Annotated in this window: 25 protein-coding genes and 1 tRNA gene; 16 read left to right on the top strand and 10 right to left on the bottom strand. The window is 71.5% G+C overall.

Annotation, left to right across the window (positions count from 1 at the left end; all coding sequences use genetic code 11):
- The first annotated feature begins 156 nt into the window (after positions 1-156).
- Positions 157-1,164 (top strand): helix-turn-helix transcriptional regulator, encoded by a 1,008-nt coding sequence (locus DEJ14_RS08235; protein WP_111085675.1) that lies wholly within the window; start codon positions 157-159, stop codon positions 1,162-1,164.
- A gap of 54 nt (positions 1,165-1,218) precedes the next feature.
- Positions 1,219-1,722, top strand: coding sequence for a hypothetical protein (locus DEJ14_RS08230; RefSeq protein ID WP_111085676.1), 504 nt, complete (start codon positions 1,219-1,221; stop codon positions 1,720-1,722).
- A 108-nt stretch (positions 1,723-1,830) separates the two neighbouring features.
- Here the strand turns inward: DEJ14_RS08230 and DEJ14_RS08225 are convergent, their stop codons facing one another.
- Both DEJ14_RS08225 and DEJ14_RS08220 read right to left on the bottom strand, forming a co-directional pair.
- Positions 1,831-2,163, bottom strand: a complete 333-nt coding sequence (locus tag DEJ14_RS08225) for an ASCH domain-containing protein (RefSeq protein WP_111085677.1) — start codon at positions 2,161-2,163, stop codon at positions 1,831-1,833.
- 3 nt (positions 2,164-2,166) lie between these two features.
- Positions 2,167-3,156: a hypothetical protein gene (locus DEJ14_RS08220; protein ID WP_111085678.1), complete on the bottom strand. Its 990-nt coding sequence runs from the start codon at positions 3,154-3,156 to the stop codon at positions 2,167-2,169.
- A 130-nt stretch (positions 3,157-3,286) separates the two neighbouring features.
- Here DEJ14_RS08220 and DEJ14_RS08215 point away from each other — a divergent pair, with 130 nt between their 5' ends.
- The gene (locus DEJ14_RS08215; protein ID WP_111085679.1) at positions 3,287-3,973 is read left to right on the top strand and encodes an HAD family hydrolase; all 687 of its coding nucleotides are present in this window, start codon (positions 3,287-3,289) and stop codon (positions 3,971-3,973) included.
- Between the two features lie 88 nt (positions 3,974-4,061).
- Positions 4,062-5,228 carry a N(5)-(carboxyethyl)ornithine synthase gene (locus tag DEJ14_RS08210; RefSeq protein WP_111085680.1) on the top strand — a complete coding sequence of 389 codons (1,167 nt, stop codon included), beginning with the start codon at positions 4,062-4,064 and terminating at the stop codon, positions 5,226-5,228.
- Between the two features lie 109 nt (positions 5,229-5,337).
- Here DEJ14_RS08210 and DEJ14_RS08205 read toward each other — a convergent pair whose 3' ends face one another.
- The 3 genes from DEJ14_RS08205 to DEJ14_RS08195 all read right to left on the bottom strand — a co-directional run bounded on the left by DEJ14_RS08205 (position 5,338) and on the right by DEJ14_RS08195 (position 6,190).
- Positions 5,338-5,889, bottom strand: a complete 552-nt coding sequence (locus DEJ14_RS08205) for a hypothetical protein (RefSeq protein ID WP_111085681.1) — start codon at positions 5,887-5,889, stop codon at positions 5,338-5,340.
- A 4-nt stretch (positions 5,890-5,893) separates the two neighbouring features.
- Positions 5,894-6,091: a hypothetical protein gene (locus DEJ14_RS08200; RefSeq protein ID WP_146249771.1), complete on the bottom strand. Its 198-nt coding sequence runs from the start codon at positions 6,089-6,091 to the stop codon at positions 5,894-5,896.
- A gap of 26 nt (positions 6,092-6,117) precedes the next feature.
- A tRNA-Val gene (locus DEJ14_RS08195) sits at positions 6,118-6,190 on the bottom strand.
- A 111-nt stretch (positions 6,191-6,301) separates the two neighbouring features.
- On the opposite strand from DEJ14_RS08195, the gene DEJ14_RS08190 reads away from it, so the two are divergent.
- Together DEJ14_RS08190 and DEJ14_RS08185 are read left to right on the top strand one after the other, a co-directional pair.
- Positions 6,302-6,946 (top strand): SatD family protein, encoded by a 645-nt coding sequence (locus DEJ14_RS08190; RefSeq protein WP_111085683.1) that lies wholly within the window; start codon positions 6,302-6,304, stop codon positions 6,944-6,946.
- Entirely contained in the window at positions 6,946-7,806 is an 861-nt protein-coding gene (locus DEJ14_RS08185; protein WP_111085684.1) for a hypothetical protein, read from the top strand. Before DEJ14_RS08190 ends, DEJ14_RS08185 begins: the two co-directional genes overlap by 1 nt.
- A gap of 173 nt (positions 7,807-7,979) precedes the next feature.
- Here DEJ14_RS08185 and DEJ14_RS08180 read toward each other — a convergent pair whose 3' ends face one another.
- A complete protein-coding gene (locus DEJ14_RS08180; RefSeq protein ID WP_146249772.1) occupies positions 7,980-8,735 on the bottom strand; it encodes a putative endonuclease domain-containing protein in 756 nt (251 codons plus the stop codon).
- A 382-nt stretch (positions 8,736-9,117) separates the two neighbouring features.
- Here DEJ14_RS08180 and DEJ14_RS08175 point away from each other — a divergent pair, with 382 nt between their 5' ends.
- The 3 genes from DEJ14_RS08175 to DEJ14_RS08165 are packed head-to-tail and all read left to right on the top strand — an operon-like array spanning position 9,118 to position 11,209.
- The gene (locus tag DEJ14_RS08175; protein ID WP_111085686.1) at positions 9,118-9,645 is read left to right on the top strand and encodes a hypothetical protein; all 528 of its coding nucleotides are present in this window, start codon (positions 9,118-9,120) and stop codon (positions 9,643-9,645) included.
- A 35-nt stretch (positions 9,646-9,680) separates the two neighbouring features.
- Positions 9,681-10,661, top strand: coding sequence for an aldo/keto reductase (locus tag DEJ14_RS08170; protein WP_111085687.1), 981 nt, complete (start codon positions 9,681-9,683; stop codon positions 10,659-10,661).
- Entirely contained in the window at positions 10,658-11,209 is a 552-nt protein-coding gene (locus DEJ14_RS08165) for a hypothetical protein (protein WP_111085688.1), read from the top strand. Before DEJ14_RS08170 ends, DEJ14_RS08165 begins: the two co-directional genes overlap by 4 nt.
- A 93-nt stretch (positions 11,210-11,302) precedes the next feature.
- On the opposite strand, the gene DEJ14_RS08160 is transcribed toward DEJ14_RS08165, so the two are convergent.
- Both DEJ14_RS08160 and DEJ14_RS08155 read right to left on the bottom strand, forming a co-directional pair.
- Positions 11,303-12,886 (bottom strand): phenylacetate--CoA ligase family protein, encoded by a 1,584-nt coding sequence (locus DEJ14_RS08160; protein ID WP_258373286.1) that lies wholly within the window; start codon positions 12,884-12,886, stop codon positions 11,303-11,305.
- Positions 12,883-13,935 (bottom strand): nitroreductase family protein, encoded by a 1,053-nt coding sequence (locus DEJ14_RS08155; RefSeq protein ID WP_111085689.1) that lies wholly within the window; start codon positions 13,933-13,935, stop codon positions 12,883-12,885. The genes DEJ14_RS08160 and DEJ14_RS08155 overlap by 4 nt, the downstream gene beginning before the upstream one ends.
- Positions 13,936-14,038: 103 nt before the next feature.
- Between DEJ14_RS08155 and DEJ14_RS08150 the strand changes: the two genes are divergently transcribed.
- From DEJ14_RS08150 to DEJ14_RS08130, 5 genes are all read left to right on the top strand, one after another.
- Positions 14,039-14,416 carry a holo-ACP synthase gene (locus DEJ14_RS08150; protein ID WP_111085690.1) on the top strand — a complete coding sequence of 126 codons (378 nt, stop codon included), beginning with the start codon at positions 14,039-14,041 and terminating at the stop codon, positions 14,414-14,416.
- Positions 14,417-14,586: 170 nt separating this feature from the next.
- Positions 14,587-14,895 (top strand): acyl carrier protein, encoded by a 309-nt coding sequence (locus DEJ14_RS08145; RefSeq protein ID WP_111085691.1) that lies wholly within the window; start codon positions 14,587-14,589, stop codon positions 14,893-14,895.
- Positions 14,892-16,067: an acyl-CoA dehydrogenase family protein gene (locus DEJ14_RS08140; RefSeq protein ID WP_220036436.1), complete on the top strand. Its 1,176-nt coding sequence runs from the start codon at positions 14,892-14,894 to the stop codon at positions 16,065-16,067. Before DEJ14_RS08145 ends, DEJ14_RS08140 begins: the two co-directional genes overlap by 4 nt.
- A complete protein-coding gene (locus tag DEJ14_RS08135; protein WP_111085692.1) occupies positions 16,064-17,020 on the top strand; it encodes an amino acid--[acyl-carrier-protein] ligase in 957 nt (318 codons plus the stop codon). The genes DEJ14_RS08140 and DEJ14_RS08135 overlap by 4 nt, the downstream gene beginning before the upstream one ends.
- Positions 17,017-18,603 (top strand): alpha/beta hydrolase family protein, encoded by a 1,587-nt coding sequence (locus DEJ14_RS08130; protein WP_111085693.1) that lies wholly within the window; start codon positions 17,017-17,019, stop codon positions 18,601-18,603. The genes DEJ14_RS08135 and DEJ14_RS08130 overlap by 4 nt, the downstream gene beginning before the upstream one ends.
- A 173-nt stretch (positions 18,604-18,776) precedes the next feature.
- Here the strand turns inward: DEJ14_RS08130 and DEJ14_RS08125 are convergent, their stop codons facing one another.
- Both DEJ14_RS08125 and DEJ14_RS08120 read right to left on the bottom strand, forming a co-directional pair.
- On the bottom strand, positions 18,777-19,703 hold the full coding sequence (locus tag DEJ14_RS08125; RefSeq protein WP_181437561.1) for an alpha/beta fold hydrolase: 927 nt from the start codon (positions 19,701-19,703) through the stop codon (positions 18,777-18,779).
- A 53-nt stretch (positions 19,704-19,756) separates the two neighbouring features.
- Positions 19,757-20,245, bottom strand: a complete 489-nt coding sequence (locus DEJ14_RS08120) for a peroxiredoxin (protein WP_111085695.1) — start codon at positions 20,243-20,245, stop codon at positions 19,757-19,759.
- A gap of 241 nt (positions 20,246-20,486) precedes the next feature.
- On the opposite strand from DEJ14_RS08120, the gene aceE reads away from it, so the two are divergent.
- Together aceE and DEJ14_RS08110 are read left to right on the top strand one after the other, a co-directional pair.
- Positions 20,487-23,231 carry a pyruvate dehydrogenase (acetyl-transferring), homodimeric type gene (aceE, locus tag DEJ14_RS08115; protein WP_111085696.1) on the top strand — a complete coding sequence of 915 codons (2,745 nt, stop codon included), beginning with the start codon at positions 20,487-20,489 and terminating at the stop codon, positions 23,229-23,231.
- 37 nt (positions 23,232-23,268) lie between these two features.
- A complete protein-coding gene (locus DEJ14_RS08110) occupies positions 23,269-24,483 on the top strand; it encodes a PucR family transcriptional regulator (protein ID WP_111085717.1) in 1,215 nt (404 codons plus the stop codon).
- Positions 24,484-24,543 lie beyond the last annotated feature (60 nt).

Genomic DNA, 24,543 nt, shown 5'->3' with positions numbered 1-24,543 from the left:
TTCGTCACGGAACGTAGGAGAGCGCGCGCAGCTCGGGACAGGAGCATCATCCCCGCTCTTGTGCCCGGAGCAGGACCGACGTAGCTTTGCGGCAGCTGCCCCGGACCCCGGTCGCCGGAACTCCTGTGTTCCTCGAGACGATCAGGGATATTCACCGTGCCGCAGCAATCCGTCGACGAGACGTCATCCGCGAACACCCCCGAGCGCACCACCGTGACCGCGGTCACGCCGGTCCGCCTGGAAGCCTCGGCGTCCACGCCCGAGCAGGCCCTCGAGCAGTTGCCGGGCCTCGTCACGGGCACCGCCTGGCAGACGCGCCCGACCACCGGCGCGTACTCGTTCCGGTACCTGGCCGTCGGCGACGGCAACGTGACGCTCCGCCGGTCGCAGATGCGCGGCTACGTCCGCGGCACCGTGGCCCCCGACGACGCGTACGTCGTCGTCCTGGTGCTCGGCGGTGTCGTCTCGCTCGACCTGCTCCGCGGCGGTGGAGCGGTCGACAACGGCACCCCCGCACTGATGCCCACCGAACGACACGCCGTGGTCGAGGCCCGCAACCACGACGCGGTCATGGTCCACCTTGACCGCGCCTTCGTCCGCTCCGTCGCCGAGGAGCGCCACGGCCTGCCCTCGGGCGGCCTGCACCTCGACGAGCATACCGCACCGACCGCGGACGCCGTCACCCGGTGGCGTCAGGTCCTCGAGTCCGCGCGGCGGGTGCTCGCCGAGCACGGTGTCGCGACGACCGCGTGGTCGGACGCCACACGCGCCGTGGCCGTCGCGTTCCTCGCCCTCTACCCGCCGAAGGCCGCCGAACCGTCGAGCGCCCTGTGGGCACCGCGGAACGCCCGTATCCGCCGCGCGGTCGACCACGTGCACGAGCACGCCGCGGAACCCATCGCCGTGTCGGACCTCGCGGCCGTGTCCGGATTGAGCGTCCGCGCCGTGCAGGAGTCGTTCCAGCGGCTGTTCGGGATGCCGCCGTCTGCGTACGTCCGCTCCGTCCGGCTGCAGCGGGTCCGTGGCGACCTGCTCCGCCTGGACGCCGCCAGCAGCTCGGTCAGCGAGGTCGCCCGGCGCTGGGGCTTCGCGCACCTCGGCCGGTTCTCCGCCGAGTACACGACCCGCTACGGGGAGTACCCGAAGACGACGCTGCACCGCTGACCGGCCGGACGCACCTGGGTCGCTGTGCACCGACCGTCGCCTACCGTCCCGGCCATGTCCCCGCGAACGAAGTCCACCGCCGCGCTGTTCGGTGCCGCCACCATCGCCTTCCTGCTGACCGGCTGCGACCCCGGCGGAGCCCAGAACCCGAACCCCGTCGGGCAGCTCCCCGGTTCCGAGGAGAAGTCGCAGGCCGCCGAGTGCGACCTCGCCTCGGGTGCCGCGGTCGACCTCATCGCGGACGCCGTCGGCCCGGACGACACCGTCACCGCCGCCAACATCCAGAAGGGCGACGGCGGCTGGTACCTCGGCGCGACGATCATGCCGAAGGGCGACGACGACACGAACGAGGACGACGAGGAAGACGCCGTCTCGGTCTGGGCGAGCACCGCCGACCCGACCGCCGACGACTTCGACGGGCCGCTCTACGCCGTCAACGACACCGCGCAGGACGCGGTGTCGGACACCGCCGCGACCGCGGCGCCGAACTCCTTCAGCGACGACTCGCAGCTCGCGCAGCAGGTCGAGGACTGCGTCGACGGCGAGACCGACGGCTGATCCTGCCACGCGCCTTGGGCAGGGCCGACGGGCGGACGGGAGGCGCGGGGCGGGCCCGGACCGCGCCTCCCGCCCGTCAGGTCGTCCCGTCCACCGCCCTGGCGGACGTCACGCAAGCGGTGTCGCGTCGAGCGCGATGACCGCGACCTGGACCACCGCGTCGTCCGGCATGTCCGGGTAGTAGTTGGCGCGCAGCTGCCGGGCGAACTCGACCATGTCGGTGTCGGCCGGCTGGTGCGCCGCCCGAGGGGTGAGTTCCGTCAACCGGTGGTCGGTCACCTCGGTGACCTGGCCGGCCAACGGGGTCGCCGAGGGGTGCTCGTCGAAGACGAACACCGCGGGGCCGGTGCGGACGTCCTCGTTCCATCGCACCGTCGTGACCTTGTCGCCGCGCTGGACGGCGTCGTGGTGCTTCTGGTGGAAGTGGATCGTCTGGGACACGGATCAAGTCTGGTCGATGTCGACCAGGTCCGCGTGCCGCGCGGCGTAGGCCGTCGCACGGCGGATCCGGCGGAGCGTCAGCGGGACGATCCAGACGAGCACAGCCACCATGAGCACGAGGAACACCGGCGGCAGGATCCCGAGGTCGCCGCGGATCCACGTCGACACCATCTGGAACGCGAGCGCCGTGTAGAGCAAGCCGATGTACACGAGCTGGAACCGCAGCGCGAGTGGGACAACCGTGGCGTACCGGACGGCGCCGACCTGCTCAGCCGGGTCGAGCGGCAGGTCCGCGCCGCGGAGCACGATCTTCGAGAACCGGCGGAGCCGACCGAGGTCGTGGCCGGCGGACGCCCGCAAGAGCCCGTTCAACGGCAGCGACTGGAGCAGGGCCGCGAACGCGGTCGCAGTGAAGACCAGCTGGCCGGCGAGGAAGGCCGCCTGGGTGAGTCCAGCGGGGTCGTCCCCGGTGAAGGCGGCCAGGACCACCACGCCGATCGTCACGACGACGATGGACACGCCGAAGGTCACCGCCATCACCACGATCGTGTGGCGGAGTTCGGCCGGTCCGAACCGGTAGCCGACCGGGTACGCCGACGGCGACGGCTCCGTGCGCCGGAACAGCGCACCGAGTGGCCGCGCGATCACCAGCAGCACCGCCGCTCCCCCGATCAGCACGACCGGCACCCAGACCGGCGCGCCGGCCGAGACCGACGCGAGCACGACGACCACCGCACCCGCCACGTCCACGGCGACCACGCCCAGCAGCCACCACCGCAGGTACCGGGAACTGTCCGTGGACGACCGGTGGTCCCAGTAGCCCGCCAACGACCCGACCACCGCAGGTCCGACGACGAACATCGGGATGCTGACGCTCACCGCGATGATCAGGACGTCCGGAACGTCGCTGAGTTCGAACACCGCCAGCAGGGTGCCCCCGAGGGTGAGCGCCGTGATCAGCACGATGAGCAGGACGTAGCTCAGGACCCGCATGGGGTGACTCCTCTTCCGGCAGGACGACGCCTCCCAGTGCATCCTGGCCGAGCTCCGACGGGCCGGCCCACATCGTGCGGAGAACCGCAGCACGTCAGGTCGGCGAGGTCGCCGTCCCTACGCTGAGGACATGGCGCATCTGCGAGCGGTCGGGTTCGACCTCGACGGGACGCTGTTCGACCACCGTGGCGCAGCGACCGCCGGTGCCGCCCGGTTCCTCGAGTCGCTCGACGTGCCCGCCTCGGCGTTCGCCATCGCCCGCTGGTTCGCCGCCGAGACCGAGCAGTTCGAGCGGTGGCGAGCCGGGCAGATCAGCTTCCCCGAGCAGCGGCGCGAACGGCTGCGGGCCGTGCTGCCCGCGCTCGGCGTGCCGATCCCCGCCGACGACCGGAGGCTCGACGAGCTCTTCGAGGCGTACCGGCACCACTACGAGGCATCGTGGCGCGCGTACCCGGGGTGCCTGCCGCTGCTGCGGACGCTCCGTGTGCGGGGGTACCGCATCGGCGTGCTGACGAACGGCACCGAGACGCAGCAGGTCGACAAACTGCGCCGGACCGGCCTGCTCGACGCGGTCGACGTCGTGTGCACCTCGGAGCGGATCGGAGTGCAGAAGCCGGACCGTCGAGCGTTCGAGACCCTGTCCGCCGAACTCGGCGTCGAGCCGAGCGGCTGCTTGTTCGTCGGGGACAGTGTCGCGCACGACGTGGAGGCGGCCCGGTCGGCCGGGATGCACGGGCTGTTGATCGACCACGGGGCCCAGGACGGCCCCGACATGGAGACCCTGGTGCTCACGGCGCTCGGCGACCGCCGCGGGTGACTTGGCCGCTCGGCCGCTCGGCCGCCCGGCGGCTCGGCGGCTCGGCGACTCGGCCGCTCGGCGGCGGCAAGCGGCCGTAGAGTGCACCATGACCCAAACACCGGCAGCATCGCCGCTGCTGCACCTCGGGGTGCTGGCCGAGTCGCGGAAACCCGACGAACGCCGCCTCCCGATCCATCCCGCCCACTTCGAGCGCATCGACCCCGATCTGCGCGCGAACATCATCCTGGAACGCGGGTACGGTCGCCGCTTCGGCGTCACGGACGACCAACTCGAACCCCTCGTCGGCGCCGTGGCGGACCGTGACGAAGTCATCGCCGCGTCGGACGTCGTGCTGCTGCCCAAACCCCAGGTGTCCGACCTCGAGGACCTGCGGGACGGACAGGTCCTGTGGGGCTGGCCGCACTGCGTGCAGGACCCCGCCCTCACCCAGGTCGCGATCGACAAGCGCCTGACCCTCATCGCGTGGGAGTCGATGAACCACTGGCGGTCGGACGGCGGCTTCAGCCTGCACGTGTTCCACAAGAACAACGAACTCGCGGGCTACTGCTCCGTCATCCACGCCCTGCAGCTCTGCGGCTCCACCGGGGACTACGGCCGCCGCCTCACCGCGGTCGTGATCGGCTTCGGGGCCACCGCCCGCGGTGCCGTCACCGCGCTGAACGCCCACGGGATCCACGACGTCCGCGTCCTGACCAACCGCGACATCGCGGCCGTGGGGTCGCCGATCCCCTCCGTCGACATGCTGCAGATCAGCCAGGACGACCACGACCCCAGCGGCAACACGGTGAAGACCGAGGACGGTCCGGTGCCGCTGGCGCCGTACCTGGCCGAGAACGACATCGTCGTCAACTGCACGCTCCAGGACCCGAACGCTCCGCTCACGTACCTGCGCACCGAGGACCTGGGCGTGTTCCGTCCGGGCAGCCTCATCGTCGACGTCTCGATCGACGTGGGGATGGGGTTCGAGTGGGCGCAGGCGACGACCTTCGCGGAACCGATGATCACCGTCGGCGAGAGCACGAACTACTACGCCGTCGACCACAGCCCGTCGCTGCTCTGGAACTCGACGACGTGGGAGATCAGCGAGGCGCTCATGCCGTTCCTCCGACCGGTCATGGAGGGCCCGTCGTCGTGGGCCGACTCGGACACGATCCGACGCGCCGTCGAGATCGAGGACGGCCACGTGCGCAACCCGGCGATCCTCGCGTTCCAGGGGCGCTCGGACGAGTACCCGCACGTGGTGGGCGGCTGACGCGGGCGCTGGGGGCGCTGGTCGGCGCTGACCCGATGCGGAACGACGAGGTCGACGTCGTTCGACAACGACCTCGTCGCACCGCGTCGCATCCTGATCGCGGTGTGGGTCAGTCCCCGGGCGCCGACACCCAGACGTTGGGGGCGAGCTCCTGGAGCGGGTCCGGTCCGCCACTGGTGTAGCCGTCGGACACCAGGAGGGTCTGGTGCTCCTGCTCGTCGATCATGCTCGTGATGACCGATGCCGGCTCGAGATCCTGCCCGCCGGCGCACACCGCGTAGTTGTCGACACTGTCGGGGTCATCGTTCCGTGCGATCAGGCACGCTCCGCCGTCGGCGACGGCAGCGATCCAGTACTTCGTGCCGTCGCGCTCGACCGCGAACCGTGCACTGTCCGGGACCATGTCGGCAGCAGCGGTCGTCCGGTCCTCCTCGGCCAGCGCGTCCGCGGCGGTGGCCGGCTGCCGCAGGATCGAGAAGTAGTCTGCCGCGTCGGTCGTCGGGTTCGGACGCGGCGTCGTCGACGCTCCGGTCGGGTGCGCACTCGGCGATGCACGTGGCGCGGCATCACCGTCCGAGCAGCCGGTGAGGGCGACGGCCGACACGATCACCGCACCGATCAGTCCAGCGAACAGTCGGACGAACCCGGGTCGACCGTTCACGAGGTCAGTTCCCCCACACGAAGAACGCGATGACCCCGCCGATCAGGACCGCGCCGATCGGGACGAGGTACACCCAGTCGTGACGGATCGGACCCTGTCCGGGCTGGTGGTCGCGCTGGAACGGCGCGACCGGGTTCCCACTCGTTCCCGGCAAGGAGTCGACGGAGTGCTGTCGGACCGGCTCGTGTCGTCGGCTGTTCATCGGACCCCCCGTGATCGCGTCTGCGGTGGGCTCTGGCGGGCTCGAACCGCCGACCACTTCGGTGTAAACGAAGTGCTCTACCAACTGAGCTAAGAGCCCGCGACACGATCCTAGAGGTCGATCCCCCGTATCGTTGCGCTGGACAGCCCGGCTGCTGGCCAGTTCAGCGCTCGGCTTCATTTCGCCGATAGTAAGCCGTACACTTAACCCATGTCCGACGAGCCCGTCTACGCCGTGATCCTCGACCTCGTCGACTCACGCACGCTCGACGACCGCCCCGCCGCACAGCGCGACGTCGAGCAGGCGTTCCGCGAGACGACCGACGTCACCCCGGTGGACCCGGTGCACGCGACCGTCGGCGACGAGTTCCAGGTGATCTACGCCACGCTCACCGACGCGCTCGTCGCCAGCACCGCCGCGATGCTCGCGCTGCCACCGACGGTGCAGGTCCGGCTCGGGATGGGTCGCGGGACGGTGCGGACGGTGGGGTCCGGCACGAGCGGTCCGCTCCAGGACGGCCCGGCCTGGTGGTCCGCCCGCGACGCCATCAACGAGACGCACCGCCGTGAAGACGGCAGGACGTCCTTCCTCCGGTCGTGGTTCCACGCGTCCGACGATCGCCACGGCACCGAGGAGCGACTCGTGAACGCCTACTTCCTCAGCCGCGACCACGTCCTGGCCCGCTTGACACCCCGGGCAAGACGCATCGCGCTCGGCCTCGTCCAGGGCCGGACCCAGGCGCAGATCGCCGCGACCGAGGGGATCACCCCGTCAGCGGTGTCCCAGTCGGTGCAGAAGTCGGGCGTGGCCGCGATCGTCGAGGGCCTCCGGGTACTCGTGGGACAGGAACGCTGATGCTCGCCGGGGTCCTCCTCGCACTCATCGGTCTGGGCGACGTCGTCCGGGCTCGTACCGGTGCCGACGCGCACCAGCAACGCACGCTGACCACCATCTCGGTCGTCGTGCTGTGGGCCGGGGTGTCCGCCGTGGCGTGGCTCGGTCTCGGCGTCCCGGTGTGGAGCGTCCTCGTCACGGTGGCGCTCGGGGCGGCGTGGATCGCCACGACCGCGCCGGTCCGAGCCGGTGCCGGGACCGCCGACGACGACGACCGTGACGCGCCGACGACCCGGGGGCGGCTGCGGCGGTCCGGGTCCTGGCCCGCGGTCCTGCTCGCCGTCGCCGTCGCCGTGCTGCTGCTCTGGGGGCCGCTGCCCGACGGCGCGGGCTTCGTGGTCGACTGGCACGACGGCTCGGGCCTGGCGTTCGTCGACGCCGTTCCGCTCGCCGCCGTCGTGGGCGGTGTCGGCTCGGCGCTGTTCCTCGTCGACTCCGCGAACGTGGTCGTCGCCCAGGCACTCCCGCCGGGACTGCAGCGCGGAGCCACCACGGGCGCCGAGGCCGATGACCTCCGCCGCCGGTTCGGGCGACGCCGACGCTCCGACGCCGACGCCGAACAGTCCGGGGACAGCACGGTGCGCCTCAAGGGCGGACGCCTGATCGGCCCGATCGAACGGCTGCTGCTGGCCGGGTTCGCGGTGGCGGGAGCCTTCCCGGTGGTCGCCGCACTGATCGCGGCCAAGGGCATCGTCCGGTTCCCCGAGATCCGACGCGAGACGACCGGCTACCAGGCGGAGTACTTCCTGATCGGCAGCCTGGTGAGTTGGGCGATGGCCTTCGCCGCCGCCGGCATGTGCTGGCTCCTGGCGCACAGCTGACGCGCGCGGAGCCCGTCGCGTCCCCGTCCCCGTCCCCGTCCCCCGAGGTTCCGAAATCTCGGCATCTCGAGGCCCCGAGCGTGTCGCCGTGGAACCTCGGCGATGAGCGCACGGCGAGTCGTGGAACCTCGGCGCAGTAGGTCCGCCCGGCATCGGGGTGCTTCGGAGCCTCTTCAGGCCGCGCGGCGGGCCCGACCCTCGACCTGGCGTTGGACGAACGCCTGTCGGAGTCGCTCGAACAGCACGGCCGGACGCCCGGTGTCGGCAGCTGTCGCGTGGATGACGATCCAGCCGTTCACCGCGAACCCGTTCGACCGGCGCTGATCGTGCTGGAAGGTCCGGCGGTCACGGTGGTGGTCGCCGTCGTACTCGAGGGCGATCCGGAGCGTCGGCCAGGCGAGGTCTGCTCGGCCGAGGAACGAACCGTGGTCGTCCACGACGTCGACGTTCACCTCGGGTTCCGGGAACCCGGCGTCGACGACTCCGAGCCGGAGACGGGTCTCCATCGGCGACTCGACCCCCGCCCGCACCTTGTCCAACGCCGCTCGTGCTCGTCGTGCCGAGCGACTCCCCGCGACGACCGCGGCCGCCAGTCCGTCGATGGTGGCGAGCCCGCTCGGGCCGACGAGGTAGTCGCCGAGGACGACGAGCTCGACCGGGGTGAGCAGCGATGCCGACTCGAACCACGCGCGGGCCGGAGGGCTGACCGGGATGCCACGGACGAGATCCGGCCGGAAGCCCTCGACGCGTGTCCGGTGCGGGACGACCTGCGGCCGACGCATGATCGGCGCGGTCCCGATCGCCGTCACGTGCACGAGTTCGTCGTCGAGACGCGACGGAAGTGGTGCTCCCCAGAGCCGAGCGGCCGTGGTGTGGCTGACGAACTGGTCGCTCCGGAGGACGACGGCGATCGCTTCGACGACCGTCACGGGCACGTCCGCTCCGACGCGGACACCGTGGATCGGTGCCCTGAGGTCGCGACGGGTCAAGCGTGACGGTTTCGCTCCGGCGGCCAGTGCCTGCCGCACCAGGAACGGCCTCGGCGAGTGGTCGTGTCGTGCTCGGCTCCCCATCACGAGAGCATTGCGCACGAGGTGCCGGGCCCGACCACGATCGGGCGCATCTGTGGAGAACGACGCCGGACGGGCCTCCAGTCCGAACCCGAAGGACGCGGTGAGGTTCCAGGACACGCCGCGCGACGATCGCCGAGGTGCCGATCCCGATCGAACGGGGCCACGAGATGCCGAGATTTCGGAACCTCGGGGCGCACCGCACCCGAGAACCCCGGGGGTGGCGCGTACCGTATCCCTCGTGAACGGTGCCGGTGTCCTCGACGAATCCGGGCGGCTGCGGCTCCTCGGCTCCGGGGTGACGGGTGCCGCCTTCGCGGTCGTCCTCGTCATGCTCGTGCTGTCGTCGTGGACCGAGGCGACCACCACCGTCCTGGTCTCCGTCGGCATCCCGTCCGCGGCGGCAGGTGCCGCGATCGCCGTGTACCTGCAGCTGCGGTCGTGGCGCGCCGAGGGCGGGTACGAGAACTCGGTCCTGGTCCGCGACTGGGTCGCCGAGGGCCAGATCCCGGTCGGAGTACCCGCCGAGCTGTGGATCCCGCTCGTGCAGGCGCAGGCCGACCGCGAAGGAGCCGGCTGGGGCAAGGTCGTCCTCGGCACGCTGTGGATCGCGATGACGTGGTCGATGCGTGACCAGCACGACGCCCTCATCACGACGATGCTCATCCTGCTCTGGGCCGGCATGGTCCTGTGGGCGGCGGTGTGGGTCATCCCCCGCGCTCGAGCGGCCCGCGCGCTGCTCCGCCGCGGCGTCTCCACGATCGGCTGAGCGACCGCCGGAACCCACTGACTACGCTCGGCGGCATGCAGAGTCGCACCCTCGGTCGCACCGGCCGCGAAGTCTCCCCCATCGGTCTCGGTACGTGGCAGTTCGGCGGTGACTGGGGTCCGGTGAGCGAAGCGGACGCGAACGCCGTGATGGACGCCTCGGTCGAGTCCGGTGTCACCCTCTTCGACACCGCCGACGTGTACGGCGACGGTCGCAGCGAGCAGCTCATCGGTTCGTGGCGCGCATCGAACCCCGACGTGCCGCTGACGGTCACGACGAAGATGGGTCGCCGCGCCGGTCAGGTCCCGGCGAACTACGTCGCGGCGAACTTCCGCGAGTGGGTCGACCGCTCCCGCACGAACCTGCGACAAGACACGCTCGACCTGGTGCAGCTGCACTGCCCGCCGTCCGAGGTCATCGGCGACGACGCCGTGTACGACGCCCTCGACGCGCTGGTCGCCGACGGCTCGGTCGCCGCCTACGGCGTCAGCGTCGAGACCGCCGACCAGGCACTCGCCGCGATCGCCCGGCCCGGCGTCGCGAGCGTCCAGATCATCCTCAACGCGTTCCGGCTCAAGCCGCTCGACCGCGTGCTGCCGGCGGCCCTGGAGGCAGGGGTCGGCATCCTCGCGCGCGTCCCGCTGGCCTCGGGGTTGCTGTCCGGCAAGTACACGACGGAGACGTCGTTCGCCGAGGGCGACCACCGCAACTACAACCGCCACGGCGAGGCCTTCGACCAGGGCGAGACGTTCAGCGGTGTGGACTACGACGACGGCGTGCGCGCGGCGCAGACCTTCGCAGCGTCGCTGCCCGACGCCGTCTCGGTGCCGCAGGCGGCGCTCGCGTGGGTCATCGCGCAGGACGGCGTGACCGCGGCGATCCCCGGAGCACGGAACCCGGAGCAGGCCCGGTCGAACGCGGCGGCCGGCGACCTGCCGGAGATCGACGGCCTGGACGCCACGGTGCGCGACCTCTACGACACGTGGTTCCGCGCCACGGTCCACGACCGCTGGTGAGGACCCGCGTCGTCGCGGTCGCGGTGGCCGCACTCCTCCTGCTGTCGGGCTGTGCCACGCCGGGGGCGGGGACGTCGCGCGACGCTCCGCCCTGGCCACGCCCGACCGACCTGTCCGCCCGTGCCGACGCGGCGGGGCTGCGGAACGTGTGGGGCGAGCGGCTCGCCGAGCACGTCCACACCCACCTGACGATCCTCGACGGCGACACCCCGGTGACGGTCCCGGCGAACATCGGGCACTCGGACCGGGGGAAGTTCGCCGCCGAGATCCACACGCACGACACCTCGGGGATCGTGCACGTCGAGTCCCCCACCGAGCAGACGTTCACGCTCGGCCAGTTCTTCGACGAGTGGGGCGTCTCGCTCGGTCCGGAACACGTCGGCGGCCTGCGCGGCGAGCTCACGGTGTGGGTGGACGGGCGCCGGACGATCGGCAACCCACGGTCCATCGAGCTGACGAACCGGCGCGAGGTCGTCCTGATCGTCACGACGATCGGCGAGGTCCCGCGCCTGCCGGCCCCCTTCGACTGGCCGCCGCAGTACGGCTAGCGCGAACGGTGCGGGGTTCCGTACCCGGTGCGCCCCGCCGGGAGTCGCACCGAAGACGGAACCTCGCACCGAACCGCACCGCACCGCCCCCGCTCACGCCTCCTTCGGCGCGACCCACGCCAGGTCGAGCTCCCACTGCTCCACCGAGCCGGCCGGCAACTGCCACACGTACTCGTTCTTGAGCTTCTTGCCGTCCTCGCGGAACGGCCCAGTCCGGTACGGGTAGAACGCCACCGTCGGCAGCGTGCCGGGCGGCGCCGTCCGGATCGCGTTCGAGAAGTCCTTGTTCAGCCGCCGCAGTTCGGCGATGACCGCGGGGCGCGCCGCGTCCGAGTCGAAGGACCCGGCGCCCGCAGCGAGCTGGAACGCGATGTGCAGCTGGCGGTCGCCCCGGTCGTCCTCGTAGCTGATGAGCCGGTGGTTCTCGACGGCCTCGAGCAGCTCCGGGTCGCCGTAGACCACGTCGCGCACGACGTCGGGTGCGACGACCGCGCCGTTGTAGTCGACGGACAGGTCGGACCGGCCGTAGTGGAACAGCAGCGGCAGGTCGAGCTCGGCGGCGTCGGCGAGCTCGTCGAAGCCGTGTGCGCGGAGCGTCTGCCGCAGTGAACGCATCCGCACGACGTGCCCGCGGTCGTGGATGTTGTACCGGATCCGCGGACTGATGTTCTCGGATCGGGTGATGGTCACGACGAGTTCGCCGAGTTCGTTCGTCTCGATCAGGTACCCGAACGGGTTGAACTGGAACACCATCGGCAGCACGCCGTACTCGGCCTGCTTCGTCAGCGCGGCGGACAGCTCGGGCGACGTCGCGATCGCCCGGCGCAGCTGCACGCTGAACGGCGTCTCGATGCCGAGGTTGATCTCCAGGTCGCTCGCCCCGTACGACCCGAGGACGGCCTGCGCGTACTGCTCGATGTGGGCGCGCATGTTCTCGCTGATGCCCTCGCCACCGAACGCCGCGACGATCGTGTACTCGCTCCAGTCGAGCCGGTCGTCCTCGAACAGCGCCTTCAGGAACGGCGGGTAGCTGCAGATGATGTACGTGAAGTCGGTGCCGAACTCGCGCATCGTCTGCACGATCTTGTCGCGGTCCGGCCCGATCGACTTGATCATCGACGACTCGGTGAGCGACGCCGTCACGTTCATGCCCGTGGCCCACGCCCCGAGCGAGAACGCGTTGAGCACGAACGGCTGCTTCGGCAGGTCCTTCGCGGTGCGCGAGAACCCGAGCTGCAGCAGTTGCCGTGTGGCCTGCCGTTCGTCGGGCCCGCGCACCCAGCTGGTCGGCGTGCCGCTCGACCCGCTCGACTCGTCGACGACGACCCCGCGCCGCGGCAGCCGCCCGTCGACGCACCGCTCGGGGATGCTCCACCGCTTGACGTACGACTCCTTGTCCATCTCGGGCAGCCCCGAGATCGCCGCGGCGATCCCGCCACGCGTGTCGAGACGGAACGGACGGGAGGCCCGCCCCGCCTCCGCCAGGAACGCCCCGTACGCGGGCACCCGCTTCGCAGCCCGCTCCACGGTCCGCCAGGCACGCCAGCGTCCGAGGGTCCAGCGGAGCGGCTCGATGCCCGGCGTGAGCAGGAGCTTGTGGGTGCCGACCCGCGGCATGAACAGCGCCACGAAGGTCTCGACGACCCACACGACCGTGAAGACCGCCGCGCGCTTCACCGTGCACCCCCGACCGTCATCGCGGCCGCCGGTCTGCGGTGTGCCAACGGCGGTGGCGCGCTGTGCCCGAAGCGGAAGAGCATCCACGCCATCCGGCCGTCGGACTCGTCGACGCCGGCCCGCTGGACGAAGGCGGCGTGCGACCGCGGGTTCGTGATCACGGTGCCGAACGGGTGCAGGGCGATCCCCCGCGCGGTGAACTCGAGCCAGATCCGCATGAACACCCGGCCGGCCTCGACGTACTCTGCCGGGGTGCGGAACGGCCCTTCGAGCCAACCGACCTGCCGCACGCCGCGCATCGTCGACAGGTACACGCGCTTGAAGACCCCGCCGACGCCGGGTGCTTCCCAGAGCCCGCGGTGCTCCATCGCGAACCGGAGCACCGGTCCGGGCATGAGCATCGTCTCGGCCGACAGCCCGTCGCCGGTCGTCGCCGCCTGCCGCTTCGAGAACCGCAGCCAGTGCAGGATCTCGTCGTGCACGGCGTCGTGCCGCAGGTCGTCGAACAGGGTCTCCTGGTTGACCCGCACGATCTCGTCGACGGTCGCCCGGTCGGACGTGGTGCGGAAGCGCTGCCCGGCTGCCGTCGCGATGGCGGACGCGGCCTCGATCGCGGCGTCGTCCACCAGGGTGGCGTCGTAGGGCCTGCGTGAGGTGCGCCGCGCGAGGAAGCGGGCCAGGGCCTCCCGGTCGTCCGCCGTGACCGCCCGCGGACGCAGGGTCACGCTGCCCAGGCGGTGCAGGTGGTCGTCGTCCGCGCCCTGCGGCGAGCCGGCGTCCAGCCGGCCGAAGTCCATCTCGGCGTGGTCGAGCCGTTCCTGCACGGTGAAGCCGTGCGCCCGGGCGACGACCTCGAGCCCGGCCAGGAACACCCCCGCGCAGACGTGCCCGAACGGGATGCCGAAGGACTCTGCCGGCAACCCCCGTCGCAGGTCGTAGAACACGGTCGCGGTGCGGTCGTCCTCGACGCGCACGACGATCGGTTGCGAGTTGTGCGGCGACGGGTAGTGTCGCGCGTCCTCGATGATGCCGGTCCACGGTGATGCCATCGGTTCCCCCTCGGTGGTCTCTGGCACCGATCATACGAACCTCCGCCGACGCCCATGCCGCTGCGGGCATGCGGGGCCGCCGCGACCTGCGTAGCCTGCTGCCATGGGCACGATCCGGACCGGCACCGACCTCGCTGCGGTCGAGGACGTCGTGGCGGGCATCTCCGCCCACGGTGAGCGGTACCTGGACCGGCTCTTCACCGTGCGGGAGCGCACCGACGCGGGCGACGACCCGGAGCGTCTGGCCGCACGGTTCGCGGGCAAGGAAGCGGTGGTCAAGCTCCTCCGCCCCGCGCCGGACCAGGCGATCCCGCTGCGCGACGTGGGGATCGTCCTCGACGAGCACGGGGCGCCGACCGTCGAGCTGACCGGGGCCGCCGCCGCGCTGGCCGAGTCGGTCGGGTGCGGCCCGATCGCGGTGTCGCTCGCGCACGAGCGCGGGCTCGCGGTCGCGACGGCGGTCGCGCTGTCCGACCGCTGACGGGGCGCACCGGCGGCACCACCGCCCGCACTGCCGACTCGGAACGACGAACGCGATGTCGTACGACGTCGAGTTCGTCGTTCCGAGTCGACCCACCCCGCACCAGCCGTGCGGTTTCGCGCACCCGCACGGCGGTTTCCCGAGGCCCGGTCTTCCTTATCGTTGCCGTCATGGACCAGGAACCGAAGCACTCCGGCGCGACCGCGCCGACGTCGACGACCACCGCGACCCTCGCCGACCCGGCGATCGAGCAGGCCGTCCGCCGCGCCCTCGCCGACCACGGGCGTCTGACCGTGGATGCGCAGGACGTCGCGTCGATCGCCGACCTGTACGCGCTCGGGCTGTCGTCGCACGCCACGGTGAACGTCATGCTCGCCGTCGAGTCCGAGCTCGACGTCGAGTTCCCCGACTCGGTCCTGAACCGGTCCACCTTCGCCACCGTCGAGTCGATCGTGGCCGCTGCGGAGCTCGCCTCGTGACCCTGACCCTCCCCGCGACGTCCGTCGTCGACCGGTTCGCCGAGCGTGCTGCCGCCGTCGCCGCGGTCGCCGCGCAGTTCGCGGACGAGGTCGACCGCGACGCCCGTCCACCGCGCGAGGCCATCGCGGCGATGCGCGAGTACGGTCTGCTCGCCGCCGCCGTCCCCGCCGAGCACGGTGGCGAGGGCGCCTCGGTGTCCGAGCTCTCCGCGATCGCCACCGAGCTCGGGCGTGCCTGTGCCGCCACCGGGATGGTCTTCGCGATGCACCAGGGCCAGGTGATGGCGCTCTGGCGGCACGGCGGCGACGGTGCCGGCGTGCTCGAGACCATCGCAGCGGTCCGCGACGGCGCGCTCGTCGCCTCGGCGACCACGGAGCGCGGGGTCGGCGGCGACGCCCGTCGTTCCACCTGCTCCATCGAGGCCACCGACGACGGCCGGATCCGCCTGCGCAAGGACGCGCCGGTGATCTCGTACGCGACCGAGGCCGACGCGGTGTTCGTCACCGCCCGACGCGACCCGGACGCCCCGGCCTCCGACCAGCGGCTGCTCATCTGCCGGACCGACTCGATGGTGCTGTCGCAGACCTCCACCTGGGACACCATGGGGCTGCGCGGGACCTGCAGCAACGGCTGGATCCTCGACACCGAGACCACCGTCGACCGGGTGTTCCGCGACGACTACGCCGCGATCTCGGCGCAGACGGTCCTGCCGGTGTCGCACGTGCTCTGGGCCTCGGTGTGGCTCGGCATCGCCGCCTCGGCGAGCGAGCGCGCCCGGACCGCCGTCCGCAAACAGGCGCGCGCCGCGATCGGGACGACCCCGCCCGGAGCACTCCGGCTCGCCGAGCTCCTGGTCGACCTGCAGGCCGTCGCCGACTCCGTCCGGCACGCCGCCGAGCGGTTCGACGACGCCGCCGACGACCCCGAGGTGCTCGCCTCGAGCGCCTACGCCCTCGCCGCGAACGCCCTGAAGATCGGTGCGTCCGAGCGCGTCACCGACATCGTCACGAAGGCGATGCGGATCGTCGGGATCGCGGGCTACGCGGCCTCGGGTCCGATGAGCATCGCCCGACACCTCCGAGACGCCCACGGTGCCGCCGTCATGGTGAGCAACGACCGTCTCCTCAAGAACGACGCCGACCTGGCCCTCATGACGGGAGTGATCCTGTGACCATCACGGACCCCACCACCACCAGCACCACCGCCGCGCCGGACCTCGACGCGGCGCGCGCCGCGCTCCGCACCCGCTTGCTCGCCGACCGCGTGCTCATCGACCTCGGCTCCCCCGGGCTGTACGGCCGCACCGGCGTGTTCGAGCGCGTGTACACGGCCGTCGACGCCGCGGCCGTCCGCAGCCAGCAGGACCTCGACGCCGAGGTGCTGCGGTTCCCGCCGGTCGAGCCGCTCGCGGCGTTCGAGCGCACCGACTACATCGCCTCGTTCCCGGACCTCGCCGCGTCGATCTCCGGGTTCACCGGCGACGACCGCACGCACCGGGCACTGCTCGCCGCCCGCGAGCGGGGTGAGCGCTGGGAGGGCTTCCTCGAGCCCGCCGACCTCATGCTCACCCCCGCGGTCTGCCACCCGGTGTACGGCCTGGTCGGCGACACGATCCCGCAGGAGGGCCGTTTCTTCGACATCGTCGGCGACTCCTTCCGCCGCGAACCGTCGCTCGACCCGATGCGCCTGCAGGCCTTCCACATGCACGAGTTCGTGCACATCGGCACGCCGGCGTCGGCCCAGCAGCACCGCGACGGCCGGATCCCGGTGATGCGCGAGCTGCTCGAGTCGTTCGGGCTCGAGATCGACGTCGTCCCCGCCAACGACCCGTTCTTCGGCCGCGTCGGGCAGATGCTCGCCCGCAACCAGGTCGAGCAGGCGCTCAAGTTCGAGTTCGTCACGCCGGTCTACGGCGACGACCACCCGACCACGGCGATCAGCTCGGCGAACCTGCACGAGGACCACTTCGGCACCTCGTTCGCCCTCCGCACCGCCGACGGCGAGGTCGCCCACAGCGCCTGCATCGCCTTCGGCCTGGAGCGCATCACCATCGCCCTGTTCGCCGCACACGGCACGGACGTCGACGCCTGGCCGGCGTCGGTCCGCGCGGCACTCGAGCTGTGACGACGCTGCACGGATGGTCCGGTTCACCGGCCGTCCGCGCCGCCGTGCAGCTGCCGCCCGCGGCGCGGGCCGGCGTCGTCATCTGCCCGCCACTGGGACAGGAAGGCGTGATCGCGTACCGCACGCTCCGCCTGCTCGCAGACCGCCTGGAGGCCCGTGGCATCGCCTCGATGCGCTACGACCCGTCCGGACGTGGTGACGGCGCACCCGACACCGACCCCGACGCGCAGGTCCGGTCCGCACGCCACGCGGCCGCCGTGCTCCGCACGTCGGGAGTGCAGCACGTGGCGTTCGTCGGGCTCGCCTCCGCAGCCCTCGTCGCCGCAGCCGCCGCGGAGGACACCGACGCCCTGCTCGTCTGGGACGCCCCGGCGTCCGGTCGGGGCTGGCTCCGTCGGCAACGTGCCCTCGCGACGATCACCATCGGCAGCGAGCGGGTCGTCGACGGCGTCGAGAGCTTGATCGGCATCGAGGTCGAACCCGACGAGGCGACGGCGCTCTCCGCGCTCGCCTTCGCGCCGCGCACCGGTCCGACCGTGGCGCTGGTGCGGCCCGAGACCCGTGCGCCGAAGTCCCTCGGACCCGTCGAGACCGTCGAAGTGCCCGGCAGCGCCGAGTTGCTCGACGGCACCAGCATCCACGCCCGGATCCCCGGAGCCGCGGTCGACCGAGCCGTCGCCTGGCTCGATGCCTGGGCGCCGACCGCTGCGGCGCAGGTGGTGCCGCCCGTGCTCGACGAGGTCCTGGACGTCGACGGCCGCGTGTCGGAGCGCATCGTCCACCTCGGCCCCGACGCGTTGTTCGCCGTCGAGACCGTGTCGTCCGCCCAGCACCACGACGCCCCGCTCGTCGTCCTGCACAACGGCGCCGCCGAACACCGGGTCGGTGCCACCGACTACCAGGTCGACCTCGCCCGTGCGCTCGCGCGGGACGGCGCCCGCGTCGTCCGGGTCGACCGCCGTGCCACCGGCGAGAGCACCAGCGTGCGCGAGGACGAACGCAGCTTCCTGTTCGCCCAGGAGTGGGTGGAGGACCAGTCCGCCGTCGTCGCCGACCTCGGCACCCCCTCGGACCGCCTGGTGCTCGTCGGCATGTGCGCCGGTGCGTGGCTCGCCGGTCGGTCGGCGGACGAGGCTCCGCGCCTGGTCGTCGAGATCAGCCCGAACGACTACCGCCGGCAGCCGGCGGCACCGGGCAGCTACGAGGACGCCGTCCGCGCTGTCGATGCTCCCTCGGCCGGTCGGCTGTGGGTCCGCCAGCGGTACAACGCCGTCGTGCCGAAGGCCCTGCGCGAGTGGATCGCCCGGCGGGACCGCGTCGGCGGCGTCGTCGAACACGTCCGACCGCTCGTGGAGCACGGCACCGACGTCGTCGTGATCGCCGCCCCGGAGGACGCCGCGCTGTTCGACCGGCTCGGCGGGCAGAAGGCCCTGCGCCGCTACGGCGGTGTCGGTCGGCGCGGTTCGGTGTCGATCGTGCGGGTCGAGGACGGCGACCACTCGCTGTTCTCCCCCGTGATGCGTCGCGCCGTGCGAGCCGAGGTGCGTTCCCGCGTCGCGGCGACGTTCCCCGTCCCCGCCTGACCCGTCGACCGTGTCGGTGCGTGTGCATCGAGCGACGTTCCACGAGCGGACCGACTCGTGGTCTGTCGCAGTATGCGCACGCATCACGTGCGTGTGCATGTTGCGACGGTCCACCGGTCGATCGACGCGTGCTTCGTCGGAAGATGCGCGCGCAACGACAGCCCGCGCGAGGATCAGGCGAGTCCGAGCTCGCGCGCCACGGCGTCCGGGTGCTCGACGTGCGCGAAGTGCCCGCAGTCGTCGAGCAGCAGCGTGCGGACCTGCGGCACGAGCTCCCGCAGGGCCTCGAGGTCCGAGACGCGCGCGAACACGTCGTCGCGCCCGGCGATCGCGGTCACCGGGCAGGTGATCCCCCGCCAACGGTCGAGGTCGTAGCCCGCAGCGGTCCGCGCCGCGTCGGTGAACCGGGTCGGCCGGAGTTCCTGGACGAAGGCGTCGAGCACGCTGCGGTCGAGCTGCCGGACGTGCGTGAACACCGGCGCGGCGAGCAGCGGCAGCAGCCCGACGCGGGACAGCGCCCGGAGCATCGGCCGGGCGGCCTCGCCGGTGATCGACAGGCCAGCCCGCAGCAGGGTGAACGCCGGCAGCGTCCGGAGCCCTCGGAAGGGGTGCCGTGCGGCGTCCGCGGTCGCGACGGTCGTTCCGGACACCAGGGCCACCGACCGCACGAGCCGGGGCGCGACGACCGCCAGGTGCATCCCGACGAAGGCACCCATCGAGTGCCCGAGGACGTCCACCGCGGTGATGTCGAGCCCGTCGAGCACCGCGGTCAGCGCCACCGCGACGTCGTCGAGGTCGAACGGGTGCTCCGGAGCCGGGGACGAACCCCAGCCCGGCAGGTCGACGAGCACCAGGCCACGGTCACCGACGCCGTGCGCCGCGGTCAGCAGCGGGGTCCAGGTCGACCACGAGCCCGCGACGCCGTGCAGCAGCAGGAGCGGGTCCGGACCCGGCCGGTGGTGCACCACGACGGGCCCGGCGGGCGTCAGGACCTCGGTGCGCCGGAGGTGCCACGCGGCGGGCGTGGGCGACACCGGCTGGGGGGCGTAGGCCTCGGTGGTGACCACACGGTCACGTGCGTCCGTGTCGATGGCGTGCACCGGGCCTCCTGTCCGCTGTCGACGCGGAAGCGTCGCAGGAGGGATTCGGAACGCTAGCCGACCGGGACGGGTGCGGTGCAGGCGGCGAGGCGGTCGAGCGCGGCCTTGTACTCGGCGACGTCGCGCTGCAGGCCGGGCTCGGTGATGATCGAGGCCTTGATGCGCCCCTGCACGTCGATGACGAAGGTCGCGCGGGTGGCGAAGCCCTTGTGCTCGAGGAAGACGCCGTACTCCTTCGAGACCGCGCCGTGCGGCCAGAAGTCGGCGAGGAGCTCGAAGTCGTAGCCGTTGAGCTCGGCGAAGGAGCGGAGCGTCGCCTTGGAGTCGACCGAGATGCCGATCAGCTCGACGCGCTGGTCCTGGAACATCGCGACGTTGTCCTGCAGGGCGCAGAGCTCGTTCGTGCAGTTCGACGAGAACGCGAGCGGGAAGAAGACGAGTGCGACCGGGCGGTTGCCGCGGAAGTCGCTGAGTCGGACGTGCTCACCGAACTGGTTCGGGAGCTCGAAGTCCGGCGCGAGAGAGCCGATCTCGAGAGCCATCGGGACGTGTGCTTCTTCCTCGGGTGTGGGGTGTACCCGTCGGGTCCGTGCGCACGCGGGTCGCGTGTGCACGATCGGCCATGCTACGCCGACCGCACCCGAATGCAAGCACCCGCCACGTGCACCGCACCATCAGCATCACCGTCGGTGCTGGGGCCTAGAGTGGACGGGGCCCCATCCGGTCGTGACCCGACCACCGGAGCCACCATGTCCACCACCACGAGAACGAACGAGGTCAAGGGTGACGGTGAACGACCAGGACCCGTACAGCACCGGGGCGAACGACCAGGACCCGCAGGAGACCGCCGAATGGCGTGAGTCCCTCGACGGATTGGTCCAGACCCACGGACACCAGCGCGGTCGCGAGATCATGCTGAGCCTGCTCAAGCGGTCCAAGGAACTGCACCTCGGTGTGCCGATGGTCCCGACGACGGACTACGTGAACACCATCGCGCCGGAGAACGAACCCGAGTTCCCCGGCGACGAGGAACTGGAGCGCCGGTACCGCCGGTGGATCCGCTGGAACGCGGCCATCACGGTGCACCGCGCGCAGCGTCCGGGCATCAGCGTCGGCGGCCACATCTCGACGTACGCGTCGAGCGCCGCGCTGTACGAGGTCGGCTACAACCACTTCTTCCGCGCGCAGGACCACGCGTCCGGCGGCGACCAGGTGTTCTTCCAGGGCCACGCCTCCCCCGGCATGTACGCCCGCGCCTACATGGAAGGGCGTCTCGGCGAGGACCAGCTCGACGGGTTCCGTCAGGAGAAGTCCCACGCCGGCGGCGGCCTGTCGTCGTACCCGCACCCGCGCCTCATGCCGCACTTCTGGCAGTTCCCGACCGTGTCGATGGGCATCGGCCCGATCAACGCGATCTACCAGGCGCAGCAGGCCAAGTACCTGACCAACCGCGGCATCAAGGACGCCTCTGACCAGCAGGTCTGGGCGTTCCTCGGCGACGGCGAGATGGACGAGGTCGAGTCGCGCGGACAGCTCCAGGTCGCCGCGAACGACGGCCTCGACAACCTGAACTTCGTGATCAACTGCAACCTGCAGCGGCTCGACGGTCCGGTGCGCGGCAACGGCAAGATCATCCAGGAGCTCGAGGCGTTCTTCCGCGGTGCGGGCTGGAACGTCATCAAGGTCGTCTGGGGGCGTGAGTGGGACGACCTGCTCGCCCGCGACACCGAGGGCGCGCTGCTCAACCTGATGAACCAGACGCCGGACGGCGACTACCAGACGTACAAGGCCGAGAACGGCGCGTACGTCCGCGAGAACTTCTTCGGGCGCGACCCGAAGGCGCTCGAGCTCATCGAGGGCTACAGCGACGACCAGGTCTGGAACCTCAAGCGCGGTGGCCACGACTACCGCAAGGTCTACGCCGCGTTCAAGGCCGCGACCGAGCACAAGGGCCAGCCGACGGTCATCCTGGCGAAGACGGTCAAGGGCTACGGCCTCGGCCCGAGCTTCGAGGGCCGCAACGCGACCCACCAGATGAAGAAGCTCACGCTCGACAACCTCAAGCAGTTCCGTGACGAGATGCGCATCCCGGTCACCGACGCGCAGCTGGAGGAGAACCCCTACACGCCGCCGTACTACCACCCGGGCAACGACGACGAGGCGATCCAGTACATGCACGAGCGTCGTCAGGCGCTCGGCGGCTACGTGCCGGAGCGTCGCACGAAGTACACCTCGATCACCCTGCCCGAGGACTCGAAGTACCAGGTCGTGAAGAAGGGCTCCGGCAAGCAGGAGATCGCCACCACCATGGCGTTCGCCCGACTGCTGAAGGACCTGCTCCGCTCCCCGGACTTCGGCGACCGCGTCGTCCCGATCATCCCGGACGAGGCACGCACGTTCGGCATGGACGCCTACTTCCCGTCGGCGAAGATCTACAACCCGAACGGCCAGCACTACACGTCGGTCGACCGCGAGCTCCTGCTGGCCTACAAGGAGAGCCCGCAGGGCCAGATCATCCACGTCGGCATCAACGAGGCGGGCGCCCTGGCGGCGTTCACCGCGGTCGGTACCTCGTACTCGACGCAGGGCGAACCGCTCATCCCGGTCTACGTCTTCTACTCGATGTTCGGGTTCCAGCGCACGGGTGACGCGATCTGGGCGGCGGGCGACCAGATGGCTCGTGGCTTCATGATCGGCGCCACCGCCGGTCGCACCACCCTGACGGGTGAGGGCCTGCAGCACGCCGACGGCCACTCGCTGCTCCTCGCGACGACGAACCCGGCCGTGGTGGCGTACGACCCCGCGTACGGGTACGAGATCGGGCACATCGTGCAGGCCGGCCTCGACCGGATGTACGGCACGAACGAGGACGGCTCGCCGAAGCACAGCGACCCGAACGTCATGTACTACCTGACGGTCTACAACGAGCCGATCGTCCAGCCGGCCGAGCCCGAGGGCATCGACGTCGACGGGATCGTCAAGGGCATGTACCTGCTCAAGCCGAGCGAGCACGACGGCCCGAAGGCCCAGCTGCTCGCGTCCGGTGTGGCCGTGCCGTGGATCCTCGAGGCGCAGCAGCTCCTCGCCGAGGACTGGGGCGTCTCCGCCGACGTCTGGAGCGTCACGAGCTGGGGTGAGCTGTACCGCGACGGTCTCGACGCGGAGCAGCACGCGTTCCTCAACCCGAACGAGTCGCCGCGCACGCCGTACGTCACCGAGCGCCTGCTCGCCACCGAGGGGCCGGTCGTCGCCGTCAGCGACTTCATGCACCAGGTGCAGGAGCAGATCCGCCCGTTCGTGCCGACCGACTACGCCACGCTCGGCGCCGACGGCTTCGGCTTCTCGGACACCCGTCCGGCCGCTCGCCGCTTCTTCCACATCGACGGCCCCTCGGTCGTCGTGCGGACGCTGCAGCAGCTCGCCCGCCAGGGCAAGGTCGACGGCGCACTCGTCCAGCAGGCGATCGACAAGTACCGCCTGCACGACGTGACCGCCGGCACCACGGGCAGCGCGGGCGGCGAGAGCTGATCAGCAGGTGACGCCAGTCCAGCCGGACACCGAGGGCCTGTCGAAGGCCCAGAGCCAGGAGAGCGCGCGCGAGCGGGCGCTCTCCTGGCTCCGTCAGGTGTCCGGAGAACTCTCCACCGCCACGATCAAGCGGCTCGAGGACACCCTCCCCTGGTACAGCGAGATGCCGCCGGGGCGCCGCTCCGCCGTGGGCCTCGTCGCCCAGGCGGGCATCACCTCGTTCATCAGCTGGCTCGAGGGCACCGCGTCGACGCCGTGGATCGCCGCGGCCGACGTCTTCGGTTCAGCCCCGCGTGAGCTGCTGCGCTCGGTGAGCCTGCAGCAGACCCTGCAGCTCATCCGGGTGGTCGTCACGGTGGTCGAGGAACGCGCCGCCGACGACGAGATGCTGCAGGAAGCGATCCTGAAGTACTCGCGGGACATCGCCTTCGCGGCGGCGGACGTCTACGCCCGGGCGGCCGAGGCCCGCGGGCTGTGGGACGCCCGACTCGAAGCGCTCGTGGTCGACTCGATCCTGTCGGGCGAGTACGACGACGAGCTGCCGTCCCGCATCGCGGCCCTCGGGTGGCACGGGCACGGCGAGGTCGCGGTGCTCGTCGGCACGGCGCCGAAGCAGCTCGAGGTCGACCAGGTCCGCCGCACCGCCCGCCACATGGACGCCGACGTGCTCGTCGGCGTGCAGGGCTCGCGGCTCGTCGTGGTGATCGGGCGCTCGACCCCGCGGGACGACGTGCCCGAGGGCGAGGACCCGGTCTCGTTCACGGCCATCGCGCAGGCGCTCGAGCCGCTGTTCGGCGAGGGCCACCTGGTGCTCGGCAACGAGGTCCCCGGGGTCGTCGACGCGTCGACCAGCGCGAAGGCAGCCCTCGCCGGGTTCGCCGTCGCGCGGGCATGGCGCGGGGTCCCCCGTCCGGCGCTGGCCGACGACCTGCTGCCCGAACGCGCCCTGGCCGGCGACCCGCTCGCCCGGTCCGCCCTGGTGCAGCGCATCTACGTGCCGCTCAAGGACCAGTCCACCGAGCTCCTGCAGACCCTGTGGTGCTACCTGGACACCGGTCGGTCGCTCGAGGCGACGGCGCGGGAGCTCTTCGTGCACCCGAACACCGTCCGCTACCGCCTACGCCGCGTCGCGGACATCATCGGGTGGGACGCCACGCACGCTCGGGACGCCCTGATCGTGCAGTCGGCCCTGATCCTCGGCGCGATGTCCGAATCGGCCACGGGTCGTCGCCGGATCACCCCACGCCGGTAGGGAACCGACAATGTCACGCGGGGTTTCGTGTGGGAAGCCCACACGGGCCCCGCGGTGCAT

It is taken from the genome of Curtobacterium sp. MCJR17_020 (assembly GCF_003234365.2).
In the GTDB taxonomy this organism is placed as follows: domain Bacteria; phylum Actinomycetota; class Actinomycetes; order Actinomycetales; family Microbacteriaceae; genus Curtobacterium.
The sequence above is the reverse complement of the archived record's forward strand: the minus strand, read 5'-3'. Positions and strand labels throughout refer to the sequence as shown.

What these genes read in the sequence shown, in the direction of transcription:
- DEJ14_RS08145 (WP_111085691.1), top strand. Translation starts at nt 14,587, where the DNA reads ATGGACCAGGAACCGAAGCACTCCGGCGCGACCGCGCCGACGTCGACG.
- DEJ14_RS08185 (WP_111085684.1), top strand. Translation starts at nt 6,946, where the DNA reads ATGCTCGCCGGGGTCCTCCTCGCACTCATCGGTCTGGGCGACGTCGTC.
- DEJ14_RS08170 (WP_111085687.1), top strand. Translation starts at nt 9,681, where the DNA reads ATGCAGAGTCGCACCCTCGGTCGCACCGGCCGCGAAGTCTCCCCCATC.
- DEJ14_RS08150 (WP_111085690.1), top strand. Translation starts at nt 14,039, where the DNA reads ATGGGCACGATCCGGACCGGCACCGACCTCGCTGCGGTCGAGGACGTC.
- DEJ14_RS08200 (WP_146249771.1), bottom strand. Translation starts at nt 6,091, where the DNA reads ATGAACAGCCGACGACACGAGCCGGTCCGACAGCACTCCGTCGACTCC.
- DEJ14_RS08230 (WP_111085676.1), top strand. Translation starts at nt 1,219, where the DNA reads ATGTCCCCGCGAACGAAGTCCACCGCCGCGCTGTTCGGTGCCGCCACC.
- DEJ14_RS08120 (WP_111085695.1), bottom strand. Translation starts at nt 20,245, where the DNA reads ATGGCTCTCGAGATCGGCTCTCTCGCGCCGGACTTCGAGCTCCCGAAC.
- DEJ14_RS08215 (WP_111085679.1), top strand. Translation starts at nt 3,287, where the DNA reads ATGGCGCATCTGCGAGCGGTCGGGTTCGACCTCGACGGGACGCTGTTC.
- DEJ14_RS08155 (WP_111085689.1), bottom strand. Translation starts at nt 13,935, where the DNA reads ATGGCATCACCGTGGACCGGCATCATCGAGGACGCGCGACACTACCCG.
- DEJ14_RS08190 (WP_111085683.1), top strand. Translation starts at nt 6,302, where the DNA reads ATGTCCGACGAGCCCGTCTACGCCGTGATCCTCGACCTCGTCGACTCA.
- DEJ14_RS08220 (WP_111085678.1), bottom strand. Translation starts at nt 3,156, where the DNA reads ATGCGGGTCCTGAGCTACGTCCTGCTCATCGTGCTGATCACGGCGCTC.
- DEJ14_RS08210 (WP_111085680.1), top strand. Translation starts at nt 4,062, where the DNA reads ATGACCCAAACACCGGCAGCATCGCCGCTGCTGCACCTCGGGGTGCTG.